Source organism: Mucilaginibacter sp. P2_D11 (genome assembly GCF_056404435.1).
Window position 1 is genome coordinate 21,257 of sequence record NZ_JBFUEA010000015.1, and the last position, 13,002, is coordinate 34,258.

10 protein-coding genes are annotated in these 13,002 nt (G+C 47.6%); 3 read left to right on the top strand and 7 right to left on the bottom strand.

Annotated elements, in window-relative coordinates; translation table 11 throughout:
- The first annotated feature begins 174 nt into the window (after positions 1–174).
- The 3 genes from lipA to AC1DXC_RS21425 are packed head-to-tail and all read left to right on the top strand — an operon-like array spanning position 175 to position 2,490.
- Positions 175–1,053: a lipoyl synthase gene (gene lipA, locus AC1DXC_RS21415; RefSeq protein WP_477461228.1), complete on the top strand. Its 879-nt coding sequence runs from the start codon at positions 175–177 to the stop codon at positions 1,051–1,053.
- 25 nt (positions 1,054–1,078) lie between these two features.
- Positions 1,079–1,630 (top strand): RNA polymerase sigma factor, encoded by a 552-nt coding sequence (locus tag AC1DXC_RS21420; RefSeq protein ID WP_477461229.1) that lies wholly within the window; start codon positions 1,079–1,081, stop codon positions 1,628–1,630.
- 2 nt (positions 1,631–1,632) lie between these two features.
- On the top strand, positions 1,633–2,490 hold the full coding sequence (locus tag AC1DXC_RS21425; RefSeq protein ID WP_477461230.1) for an anti-sigma factor: 858 nt from the start codon (positions 1,633–1,635) through the stop codon (positions 2,488–2,490).
- A 224-nt stretch (positions 2,491–2,714) separates the two neighbouring features.
- On the opposite strand, the gene AC1DXC_RS21430 is transcribed toward AC1DXC_RS21425, so the two are convergent.
- The 7 genes from AC1DXC_RS21430 to AC1DXC_RS21460 form a co-directional block, all read right to left on the bottom strand.
- Positions 2,715–4,214, bottom strand: a complete 1,500-nt coding sequence (locus tag AC1DXC_RS21430) for an NAD(P)H-hydrate dehydratase (RefSeq protein ID WP_477461231.1) — start codon at positions 4,212–4,214, stop codon at positions 2,715–2,717.
- Positions 4,215–4,278: 64 nt separating this feature from the next.
- A complete protein-coding gene (locus tag AC1DXC_RS21435) occupies positions 4,279–4,971 on the bottom strand; it encodes a GIY-YIG nuclease family protein (RefSeq protein ID WP_477461232.1) in 693 nt (230 codons plus the stop codon).
- Between the two features lie 28 nt (positions 4,972–4,999).
- Complete coding sequence (locus AC1DXC_RS21440) at positions 5,000–5,815, bottom strand: Fic family protein (RefSeq protein WP_477461233.1); 816 nt, start codon at positions 5,813–5,815, stop codon at positions 5,000–5,002.
- Between the two features lie 43 nt (positions 5,816–5,858).
- Positions 5,859–6,584: a phosphodiester glycosidase family protein gene (locus AC1DXC_RS21445; RefSeq protein WP_477461234.1), complete on the bottom strand. Its 726-nt coding sequence runs from the start codon at positions 6,582–6,584 to the stop codon at positions 5,859–5,861.
- A 21-nt stretch (positions 6,585–6,605) separates the two neighbouring features.
- The gene (uvrA, locus tag AC1DXC_RS21450; RefSeq protein WP_477461235.1) at positions 6,606–9,452 is read right to left on the bottom strand and encodes an excinuclease ABC subunit UvrA; all 2,847 of its coding nucleotides are present in this window, start codon (positions 9,450–9,452) and stop codon (positions 6,606–6,608) included.
- 594 nt (positions 9,453–10,046) lie between these two features.
- On the bottom strand, positions 10,047–10,955 hold the full coding sequence (locus tag AC1DXC_RS21455) for an EamA family transporter (RefSeq protein ID WP_477461236.1): 909 nt from the start codon (positions 10,953–10,955) through the stop codon (positions 10,047–10,049).
- Positions 10,956–11,049: 94 nt separating this feature from the next.
- Positions 11,050–12,774: a protein kinase domain-containing protein gene (locus AC1DXC_RS21460; RefSeq protein ID WP_477461237.1), complete on the bottom strand. Its 1,725-nt coding sequence runs from the start codon at positions 12,772–12,774 to the stop codon at positions 11,050–11,052.
- Between the last annotated feature and the right edge of the window lie 228 nt (positions 12,775–13,002).

Here is a 13,002-nt window from a genome sequence, read left to right on the forward strand (position 1 = left end):
CTCTTAAGTATTTCTTAGGGGCTTTTTTTATCCGAACAATTGGTGTGCTAAAGTTATAGCTTTTCTGACTTCCCGACTTATCCGACTCACGGTCTTTCTGACTAAAATCAACCTACTGTAAAACTTCTGTTCCCCCTTTAGGGGGTTAGGGGGTTTTTAACTACTTTTGTACCTATGATTGAACTGCCTGTAGTGCCCGCTAACCAGCCGCAACGCAAGCCCGATTGGCTTAGGGTTAAGCTCCCCGTTGGGAAAGAATACGCACATGTGCGCGGCCTGGTTGATACCCATAAGCTGCACACCATTTGCGAAAGCGGCAATTGCCCCAACATGGGCGAGTGCTGGGGTGCCGGCACGGCAACCTTCATGATACTGGGTAACATCTGTACCCGCAGCTGCTCGTTTTGTGCGGTAGCAACAGGGCGCCCGCTGACCGTTGATACCGACGAGCCAAACCGCGTAGCCAATTCGGTAAAGCTGATGCAGGTAAAACATTGCGTAATAACGTCGGTAGACCGCGATGACCTTAAAGATGGCGGATCTATCATATGGGCCGAAACCATCAACGCTATCCGTCGCGAAAGCCCCGAAACTACTTTGGAAACGCTGTTGCCCGATTTTCGCGGGAATTGGGATAACCTGGCCCGCGTGCTGGAAACCCGGCCTGAGGTGGTATCACATAACCTGGAGACTGTTCGCCGCTTAACTAAAGAAGTGCGCATACAGGCCAAATACGACCGAAGCCTGGAAGCTCTACGCCATGTAGCTGATGCCGGCCTTCGTACTAAATCGGGCATTATGCTTGGCCTGGGCGAAAAGGAAGAAGATGTTTTAGAAGCCATGGACGACCTGCTGGAAGTCGGCGTGCATATCCTCACCCTGGGCCAGTACCTGCAGCCAACCCGTAACCACCACCCGGTTATAGACTGGATACACCCCGACCAATTTGCCAGCTACAAAGAGTGGGGACTACGGAAAGGATTCAGATATGTTGAAAGCGGACCGCTGGTGCGCTCGTCGTACCATGCCGAAAAGCATTTATTTGAAATGTAATTAATCCTTTCTATCTTCACCGGAGTTGAGTCGCAAAAGAAAAATATCACTATCCGAGGAAGAATTAATACTTGCCCTCCGCAACCGCGAAAAGATTGCGGTGGAGGCATTGTATGATATGTATTCCGCATCCCTGTTCGGAGTAATCTCCCGCATCATTACCGAAATCCCGGTTGCTGAGGATGTGCTTCAGGAAACTTTCGTAAAAATCTGGAATTCCTTTTCGGGCTACAGTGCCGAAAAAGGGCGCTTGTTTACCTGGATGGTGAATATTGCCCGCAATTTGGCTATAGACAAGATCCGTTCAAAAGATTTTAAGAACCAGGCCAAAAACCATGAGCTTGAAAATAACGTAACTTTCATTGACGAACAAAGGAATACCGTTTATAAACCTGAGTTGCTTGGTATAAAGGAGCTAGTTGCTACCCTAAAGCCCGAACAAAAGTCAATCCTCGACCTGGTGTACTTTAAAGGTTACACCCATGTGGAAGCCGCCGACGAACTTGGTGTTCCGCTGGGCACCATTAAAACGCGCCTGAGGATGGCCATACAGCAGCTGAGAAAACATTTTAATTGACAGTGGAAAACATCAAGGAGTACATAGAATCTGGGATATTGGAACTTTACGTTCTGGGCAGCATCAGCCCCGACGAAAAGTTACAAGTGGAGAAGATGGCCGCTGAAAATACTGAAGTTAAGGCAGAGATAGAAGTAATAGAACGCTCGATGGAGGCTTATGCCGAACTGCATGCCATTGCACCGCCCGAGGCCTTACGCGGCAGGATACTGAACAGCCTGCTCACCAATTTGGCAGATGACCGCATCTTTACCAAAGCGCATAGCCGCACCGAAGAAGTATTTGAGGATGATGATTTAGAGGTAGACAATGTTATAGCCATGCCCGCAAGGCAACCCTCATTTTTTAAATATGCATTTGCGGCCTGCCTGGTTTTATTGCTCATTAGCATTTATGGTTTAATAAACCTGTATAGCAAGCTACAGGATACCAATACGCAGCTCACTGCCATGCAGGTAGATAAGCAAAAGATTGCGAATGACGTAAACAACCGCGAAAAGGAACTGGATATATACCGCGATACTGTTTACAGGGTATTACGCCTTAAAGGTACAGCCAAGGCACCTACTGCCGCCATGACACTTGCCTGGAACACGCTCAACAAAAAGGTGATACTCGATTTAAAGAGTATGAAGCTGCCCGCGCATGACGGCTCGCATCAATACCAGCTTTGGGCATTGGTAGGGGGTAAGCCCGTAGATTTGGGTGTGTTCGATTCTGCTAACGCGATAGATACATCTGGCGTAAAAGAAATGAAAGCCATCGCCGCCGCTGATGCCTTCGCCGTAACCATAGAGCCTATGGGCGGAAGTGTTAACCCAACCATTACAGAGATGGTAGTATCAGGCGCATCAAAATAGTTGATACCTTATCAATAAAAACACGAAATCCCGATTGGTACTACCAGCCGGGATTTTTTTGCATTTGTTAAATTTTGTTAAAACTTTAAATTAAATGTGTTGTTTAAGTAACTAATATGATTTTCACACGTCATATAGCTACAAAAAAGAAGTATTTAGTTCTTTATAAGATCAGTTAATAGTTAATAAGAAAAAAGGGATGTTTGATACTTACATCCCTTTTTTTATGCATTCAATTTTGCCATAGTAATGGGCAGTTGCTGTATAATCACTCCGGGGAGGGCAACATGCATGCGATTGGGCAGGGCAAGTTCATCGCCGGCTTTTCCGTGAATGTAAATCCCTGATATGCAAGCTTGTTTCGGCGTATATTTTTGCGCCAATAATGCGGTAATAATACCTGTCAATACATCGCCCACACCCCCTGTTGCCATTGCAGCGTTGCCGGTTGGGTTAAAGTACAGCATGCCATCGGGCGTAGCGGTAATGGTGCAATTATTCTTCAGTACAATGCAAATACCCAATTCCACAGCCTTTTCTTTAGCCGTTTGCAAGCGCTGCCACCAGTTGGCATGCGCGCCAAAAAGCCTGTCGAACTCTTTCATATGCGGGGTAAGTATGCTGTCTGCGGGGAGTTTTTTGAGCAAAGTTTTATTTTCTGATAACAGGTTTAGTGCATCTGCATCAACCACTATAGGTTTTTTATAATTCTTGAGGACGGCCTTTAGCAGCTTTAGAGCCTCGGTATCTTTGCCAAGTCCCGGCCCAATGGCTATGGTGCTGAACTTATCCCATTCAATATCGGGTGTGTTTCCGTCCTTGCGGATGATAGCCATCAACTCCGGCAGGTAACTATTGAGGGCGACCAATCCGCTTTGCGGGATGCAGGCCGTAGTAAGTCCCGCACCCGCATGCGCACACGCCGATGCCGATAGCAGGGCAGCCCCCATGGTTTCGTTTTTACCTGCAATAATTAGGGCGTGCCCGTAAGTGCCTTTATTGCTGAAACGTTTGCGAGGTTTTAGCAGGTTACGAACGTCCGCTTCTTCTACCAGTTGATAGGACGTATCTGATGAATTGATAAACGCTTCGCTAAGGCCAATCTTAACCACCTCGCAGCAATCGATATACGGCCCCGATTCGGGCAGCAAGAAATTCACCTTGGGCTGCTGAAAGGTAATGGTTAAGGCCGATTTGATTGCGGTTGCATCGGCAGGTATCTCGCCATCGGTAAAGAACCCGGTGGGTACATCTACCGAAACGATGGTGGTGTCCAGTATGTTCAGATGCGCTACCAGCTTTTCATAATCGCCCGTTAAAGGTTTATTGAGTCCGCTGCCCAGTATGGCATCTATCAGGATGTCGCATCCTTCATCGGGGAAGGTATCGCCGGGCTTTATTTCGGCAATGGATATTTTACCGATGCGGGCGAGATTTGCATTGAAATCGTCGCTGGCTTTATCGCTAAAGCGGATGATTTTGATATCGATGTTTTTATAGCCATGCTCATATAGCAAACGCGCGATAGCCAGCCCATCGCCGCCATTATTGCCCGTGCCGCAGTAAACCGATATGCGCTTGCTTTTATCGGCAAAATGGTTGATGAACCAGCCCACAAACGCCTTGGATGCCCGCTCCATCAAATCGATAGAGGAGATAGGCTCATGCGCTATAGTATAAGCATCCGCTTCGCGGATTTGGGAGGCAATTAGTAAGGGTAGCATATAATGCTAAAGGTAGGATTTTGAGGAATTGTTTGGGAGGGGAGTCAACTACTTGTTATAAAATCTAAAAACCTGAAAAGCATGTATAAAATGCAATGGTCCTTAAGATATTCTTCACCGACAATTTATCGGGACTTGTTTCATCTTTCTTTTTCCGAAATTCTATCGTATCATTTACTTGATCAATTACCTGGGATGTCCTTAGCATAGATAGTTTTTTCCTGAAATTGATATTACCGAAATTGTGGTTTTTACTAATGTTTAATGGCGGGTTGAGCTTCTCAATTAAAAAGTTTTCTATTTCAATTAAATGGGCCGTACATATATAATACATTGTCAAATTTTCTTTCATCCATTTAGATAATTTGACTTCGTCATCAAGTCTAAATTTATACTTGTTTCGTGCGCCATTTTTGTCTCGATATATACGTTCATACCCAAGTAAAACTCCTATGCTTAATCTTAAGGTAGAACGACCTGCATTATTGCCGATAAAATGTTGTTTAACATCTCTATTTCTAAGACTTACTCCTGAAATTCCTGTATAAATAACTTTTCTACCGTCAAAAAGCGAATAAATAAGTTCAGCATCAAAAGCTAACTCACTACCTTTATTTAAACATATGATATAATTTCCAGGACAATCTGGCACGTCCGTGTAATGTTGGATTGCAGGATTATAGAAATTGCCTTTAAATGCATCGAGTTGAAAGTCCCAATTCGAAATTAATTCTGTTTTTTCTGGTTTAAATATCATGCTTAATAACAATTTAACGGCAGCTACATTAATTGCTCTCCTGCATATCCTTCCCTCCAATCACGTCCGCTGTGAACTGCAACGACCGCAATACCAACCCCGCCATAAATTCGTAAAACAGGTCGGGTTCACCTCCACAGGTTTGTATATCCATTAGGTATTGATAGTAAGTATTCCGCTCGTTCTCGTTGATATAAAAAGGCGGGTATCCATAAGATATCAGGATAAGGTTTGATAAAATCCTCCCGGTACGCCCGTTGCCGTCGTAAAAAGGGTGGATATTAACATATTCGATATGGAATTTCAATGCTAACTCTATGGGGTGGATTGCGCCTTTTGCATTGCGGGCAATCTTCTCCTTTTCGGCGTTGGCCCAATTAACCAGTTCTTGCATCTTTTCGGGAACATCGGTATGAGAAACGAAATCATAACGTTCGCCGCGGGAGTTATAAAGGTAATTATCTATCGTTTTCCACTGGCCGATATGCTTGCGCTTTTCCGGGTCATCCTCGTACATGATGCCTTTATGGATATCGAGTATGCGGCTTTCGGCTATATTAAGTTCGCCTTTGCCCATGCGCATAATGGTGTTGATCACGTCGTCGTGATTCTTTATTTCGAGAATATCTTTTAAAGGCTTATCGTTTACGCTTACCACACCCACCATCACCGTACGTGTTTCGCGTTTGGTGAGGCTGTTGCCTTCCATGCTGTTAGAGGTGTAGTTCCACTCTAAACGCAGCTTATAGTTGATTTTGTTGAGCAAAGCCACAGGAATTTGTCCATGCCCTTCTATCGCGGCTTGAAGATTATCGATTTCCTGAAGTTTGTCTGTGAAGCTCATATTGTCGTTTCGATTGGCAATATCGGATTTTTATCGGTAGGATTTACCTCCCCGTTACGCCCACCACCACCCCAAACTCACCGTCCAACTGCAGCCAATCCTTTTCGGGTAGGTAGGCCTTCGACACGAACCCATCTAAATACAGTGCGTTCTTACAGCCCATCTTCCTGAAGTAATCAGCGAAATCGTAAAAGTTTACGGGTTGTTTGGATAACACGAATAGCACGCTGCCATCAGGCATGATGCCTACGCCGTTGCGGATGTTCTTATTTGGTGAGCCCTCCTTAAAAGCCGGGTGGATTTGCCCGTTGATAACCAGCATGGGGCCCGATTGCGTGGCGTACTTTATTTTGCCATTATTTTTAAACTCGGGCGTGGTGCAGATAGCTGCGGTATTATCCGTGGTGAGGTAAAATACGCCATTAGGCTTAAGGTAAAAATTGCCGCTTGCCGTGGTGGTATCCAATGGCGAGAGGGTTACTTTATTTTGAATGTACAAGCCTACCGGCGAACCACCAGGTTTGTACATGCCACCATTTGTGGCGAATAATAACTGCTTCTTTTCCTTTTCGACGGCAGTCTTCAGGTTCTGGATGCTGCCGAAATTTTGCCCGCTTGCATCCTGCCAGTAGAGTTTTAGCTCCTGCTTTTTTGGGTCGACCCGGTAACTGAGGAAGGTATCATCATCCTGCGTAACAGCAAAAGCTGCCGTTGCCGCCAACAGCAGTATAATTGCGGACAGAATTTTTTTGCTTCGCGTCATTTCCATCCACAATATAGCGGTTATCCTTTATTTTATCCCCATTTCCTTTTTCAGGAACTGCCCGGTGAAGCTTTCCTTCACTTTGCACAGGCCTTCGGGCGTGCCACTGAAGAGGATCTTACCACCACCCAAGCCACCCTCCGGGCCAAGGTCTATCACATGGTCAACCACTTTGATTACGTCGAGGTTGTGCTCTATCACCAATACCGTATTGCCTTTATCAACCAACTGGTTTATTACGCCCAGCAACACGTTGATATCCTCGAAGTGGAGGCCGGTCGTGGGCTCATCCAGTATATAGAAGGTATTGCCGGTGTCTTTTTTAGATAACTCGGTAGCCAGTTTTACTCGCTGCGCCTCGCCGCCGGATAGGGTTGTAGAGGATTGCCCCAGCGTAATGTACCCCAGGCCCACATCAAATAAGGTTTTCACCTTTCGGTAGATGGCCGGGATATGCTCGAAGAACGGCGTAGCATCCTCGATACTCATATCCAACACATCGCTGATGGATTTGCCGCGGTAGCGCACTTCCAAAGTTTCACGGTTGTAACGGCGACCGCCGCATTCTTCGCAGGGCACCTGTACATCCGGTAAAAAGTTCATTTCTATCACCTTTTGGCCCGCGCCCTGGCAGGTTTCGCAACGGCCACCTTTTACGTTGAACGAGAAACGGCCCGGCTTGTACCCCCGTATTCGCGATTCGGGCAGGGCCACAAATAGGTTGCGGATATCCGAGAATACGCCGGTATAGGTAGCCGGGTTGCTCCTTGGCGTACGGCCTATCGGGGTTTGGTCTATCTCAATTACCTTGTCAACATTCTCCAGCCCCTCAATTTTATCGTAAGGGAGCGGTGTTTTTTTGGCACGGAAAAAATGGTGATTCAGGATAGGGTACAGTGTTTCCGTTATCAAACTGGATTTACCGCTGCCCGATACCCCGGTTATGCCAATCAGTTTCCCTAACGGGAAATCTGCCGAAACTTTCTTCAGGTTATGCCCCGTGGCTTTTTTCAGACTCAGGGTTTTCCCGTTGCCTTCGCGGCGTTTTTTGGGGATGGCGATCTCGCGTTCGCCGTTGATATATTGCGTGGTGAGGGTATGGTGAGCCATCAGTTCGGCCGGGGTGCCTTGTGCTACTATCTGCCCGCCGTGAACGCCGGCTGCCGGGCCCATGTCTATCACATGGTCGGCTTCCAAAATCATGTCTTTATCGTGCTCTACCACTAATACGGTATTGCCCAGGTCGCGCAGGTTTTTTAGGGCGTTTATCAGCCGCTCATTATCGCGCTGGTGCAGGCCGATGCTCGGCTCATCCAAAATGTACATCACGTTCATCAATTGCGAACCAATTTGCGTAGCCAGCCTGATACGCTGTGCCTCGCCACCTGAGAGCGTTTTAGCCGTACGGTCAAGCGTTAGGTAGCTCAAACCAACATCCAAAAGGAAGCCTATACGGGCGCGGATTTCTTTCAATATCTCTTTGGCTATCATGTTCTGCCGTTCGCTGAGGCGGTCCTCCAGTCCCTCGTACCATTGGTTTAGGGTGGTGATATCCATAGTAGCCAGCTCGAAGATGTTCTTCTCATCCACCTTAAAATGCAGCGACTCCTTCTTCAGTCTTGCGCCTTCGCAGGTGGGGCAGGTACGCAGCACGCGGTAGTTCTCCATATCGTCCATGCCTTCGTCGTTGCGGCGCTCCTGCTGCTCTTCCAGCATGCGGATGATACCGTCGAAGGTGATCTGGTAGTTCTGTACGTTCCACTTGTTGTATTCAACGGCAACGCTTATCGTATCCGGCGAGCCGTTCAGGATGATATCCAGCTGCTCGCGGGTTAGTTTCTCTATAGGGGTTGTGAGGCTGAACTCGTATTTTTTTGCTAAGGCCTTCAATACCTGGAATATCCAGGTTTCGCGGTATTCGCCTATAGGGGCAAGGCCGCCGTTGGTAATGCTAAGCTTAGGGTTTGGTATCACCGATGCTTCATCCACCTCGAAGATATAGCCCAGGCCGTTGCACTTTTCGCAGGCGCCGTAGGGTGAGTTGAACGAAAAGGTATTCGGCTGCGGTTCATCGTAGGATATGCCCGATACCGGGTCCATCAGGAACTTGCTGAAGTAAGCCACATTGTTATCCTTATCCGCTATGCGGATGATGCCTTTGGCTATTTTAAGTGCCTGTTGTACAGATTGGTAAAGGCGTTTGCTGTCATCCTCGGTCACCACCAGGCGATCTACTATGATGTCGATATCGTGGATCTTATAGCGGTCCACCTGCATTTTGGGTTCGATATCGGCAATGGCGCCGTCTATGTACACCTTCAGGTAGCCCTGCTTGCGTATCTGCTCGAATAGCTCGCGGTAGTGGCCTTTACGGGCTTTTACCACAGGGGCCATAATGTTAACCGGCTGACCCTGAAACTTCTCCATGATGGTGCGCAGGATCTGGTCCTCGCTCATGCGCTCCATTTTTTCGCCGGTGGTATAGCTATAGGCATCGCCTGCGCGGGCGAAGAGGAGGCGCATAAAATCGTATATCTCGGTAATGGTACCTACCGTACTGCGCGGGTTTTTGCTGGTGGTTTTTTGCTCGATGGCAATAACCGGACTAAGTCCGCTAACCTTGTCAACGTCAGGGCGTTCCATGCCGCCCATGAACTGGCGCGAGTAGGCCGAAAACGTTTCCATATACCTGCGCTGACCCTCCGCATAAATGGTATCGAAGGCCAACGAACTCTTGCCGCTGCCGCTTAACCCGGTGATTACCACCAGTTTATTTCGTGGGAACGACACGTCTATATTTTTGAGGTTATGCACCCGGGCACCGTACACTTCTACTTCGCTTTGCTCGCCCAGGTCTATTGTTTTTTCGCTCATATATGCTTTGGAAAACGTATAAGGCAGCCATGGGTTTGCGCAGGCCGCGTTTATACTAAAAATTTTCGCAAATATATGCAAAACAAGCGGTGTTTCATACGGTTAGCCCCGGCGCGAATTGTGGTTTTATGTAAAATTTTCGCCCTGCGGACGCCGCAAAAACGCTGGTTTTGATGGGTGGAGTTTGTCCAGTTTTATTTTATAGAAATGTTGGAAAAATCAGGCGAAATTAGACCCGCCCGCGAACACCATCGATGCCGGTTTTATGTCTTTTTTACCTGCTTAAATTTGCCAAAATACCTTCAAAAATCTGTGTTTTTCTGTGCTTTTCGGTGTTTTTAGCGCGTTTTCGTCGCCGACCTGAAAAGTGCGAAATTTGCATGGAATGGCGGTTTATAGCTAAAACGTGTGTTTACGGGCCGAAAAAAATTTCCAGCTTTTTCCAATAAATCGTACAGGGTTAGCTATGGTTTTACAGGAATTTCCAGCCTGAACCGCTGATTTTAATGATTAAATGATTTCGCTGATGAATGTCTGAACCATGATTTTCCTGATTAAAGGATAGCCTGATTTATTTGTTTTGCGGATTCGGCTTTAGGCAGAAGCTGGTTCCCCTACCGCTTTCGGCTTGAAAAACATTTGCGCATTAAACACCAGTACCGCCATGAATATGATACAATAGGCTGCCAGTTGCAGCGTACTGATATGCTCGTGGTACACCACACTGGCCAGTACGAACGCAATGATGGGGTTGATGTTGAGCAGCATGCCCACGGTAGAAGAGTTGAGTCCCTTGAGGGCGTAGAGGTTCAAAAACAGGGGGATGATGGTAAAGGCTACCGCTATAACTTCTATGTACACCCAAAAGTGGGTTTCGGTAGGTACGGGGCCGCTGTAGGCCGGGTAAAAGGGCAGCAACAAAATGGCCGACAGCACAATGTGGAACGTGAGCAAAATAAACTTATCGAAGCCGGTATTCTTACGCTGGCTCACCAGGTACAGGGCATACGTAAGGCCGATGATGACGCCGTACACCATATCCATAATATCGGCGTAGGATAATAGCAGGCAGCCGGCAATGCTTAGCGCTACGGCGGCCCATTGCGGTTTGCTCAGTTTTTCGTGCAGTAAAAAGAAGGCCAGCAAGGTGGTTAAGATGGGGCAAACCAAATAAGCCAGCGAAGTTGCCTTGATGCTGACATGGTTGAGCACATAAATAAACGAGAACCAGTTGATGTTTAAAAACACGCTGCCGCCTATGTTGAGCAGGGCCACGCTGCGTTTTTGCGGAGCGGGCAGCGCCCCGAACCTCGCCACCGCATCGGCCAGGGCTTTGCGTTTGAAAAGCGCGGTAATCAGCAGCATCAGTATAGCGCAGCTGAAAATGCGGTAAAACAAAATATCAACCGAAGCATAGGCCTTAAGCGGTTTAAGCACCAGGCTAAAAAAGCCCCAGGTGGCGTATGCGCTAATAGCGGCCAGGTAATATTTTGCGTTTTTCACGGTGATGCGCTTTGGATTGCGCGCAAATATCTGCAAAAACAGCGCGTACTAAAGCCACGGGATTGTTAAAATCGGGGATTTTGCCATGGGGCAATTACTTCGTGTTACCATGTTTGTCGATATAAAATCCTGTTGCGCCTATGAAAGCTTGCGCAGTTCCGTCTCTGAAAGTGCTGATGTAATCGTACTTTATCGGTACCACCAATTGCCCGGTATTATCAACGGCACCCGATTTTTGGTTCAGGGTAACAATGCGGAGCCCATCGCCCGGGCTATTTATATCATCATAAACGATGGGAAGGACTATCTCCCCCTGAGTATTAATAAGCCCATATTGCCCGTTCAGCATAACCCTGGCTAAGCCATCATTAAAATTATCGGCATCGCTATACTCAAGCGGTATCACCAGTTTCCCGTCCTTATCTATAAACCCGTATTTCTTATTTTTACTCACAACAGCCAGGCCTGCATGAAATTTCCCGGTATAGTCGTACGCACCTGGCGCAGGCTTGTCCTGCGCCTTGTTGCCAGGCTCCGCTGCAGTTTTCGGGCTATCTTGTTTTGGATGCGCGGGCTTCGGCCCAAGGGGCTTCGTTTCTTTATATACTTTTAAAGAATCGTCTTTATCAATGCCCAGCGTATCCGGGTCGTTCGCAAAAGAAGGCGACGCACCGGCATTGTTTTGCAGTGCATAGTTATAACCTACCAGTGCCAAAAATACTGTCACAAGGATTACTACGATGGTTACTCCCGCCTTCGATTTGCGTTTGGCCGGTGGGATGGTGCGCACAATGAGCTTCCGCTTATCAATCGTATCTGCCGGCGTTCGCCCGGTTACCGTGTCGGACACCGGTTCATTAGCAACCTTGATTTCCTTTCGCACCGGCGCTGGCGGGGTGGGTAACCGGGGCTCTTGTTTGGGTTCGGGCGTAATTTGCGGCCGCGGCATTGGCTTGGGCACGGGCGGCTTTTGTGGAGATGGTATTTCAGTGGCAGGCTCCTCCAAAAGCCCTATCAATTCGGTAGCGCCTTGTGCCCTGTGCCGGGCATCTTTTACCAGGCAGCGGCTCAATAACCTGCCATAGGGATGAGGTAGCCCCATTAACCTGGGCTGCAGGTCTTCGCGGCGCAATATCGCAGGCATCACCTCCTCAAAGCTGCCTTTAAAAAGCGGCTTGCCTGCCACCATGCCATATACCATTACCCCAAAGCTCCACAAATCGAGGTTGTTGCCTATTTTGCCATTGATGCCGTAGTCTGCCGGGTTAAACTGCTCGGGAGCCATAAACTCCGGGGTGCCTGCCAATCGCGAGGACTGGCCGAGGCTGTTGGCCGTATCCTTACTGATCCCGAAATCGGCAAGCTTGGCCACCGGGCCGTTGGGCGTATTCTTCACCAGGATATTCTCGGGCTTCAAATCGCGGTGGATGATGCCATTATCGTGCAAGTAAGCCAAGCCCAGCAGCACATCCTTAAGTAGTTTTTTAAAGTGGCCCGGGTTAGCTTTGCAATAGGTTTTGAGGTCGCCGCCGTCGATGTATTCCATAATGCCTATCTGTAGCTTTTCTTCCTCGCCCCAGCGGTTGGTTTCGTTTATGATAGCTACATCGTGAAAACGGCACAGGTTGGGATGTTCTAGTTTGATGGCCTTCTTTATCTCGCTAATGAGGTCGTACCTGGCAGAGGTTTCGGTATTAAAAATCTTCAGCGCTACGGTCCTGTCTAACACATTATCCCACGCGCGATACACACGTGCAAAGCCGCCTTTGCCCAGCAAATCGGTCTTTAGGTTGTATTTGTAGCGGGTGTGGAAATCCATAAGTGTTTATTGTGCGTTGCGTAGGTTTATGGTTGTATGGTTGCCATACCGCTGTTGCGCTTGCATGCCAATCAAACACCAGAAAGATAGTATTTATTGGCGAAAAAGTACAGCCGGGAAAAACAACAACCGCTCAATTTATTAATAGTTAAAGCCACAGGGCATTCGCCTGCTTAAATATAAATAGGCGAAGATTCAAAACGTCACGCTTTTTTTGAATACTTATTT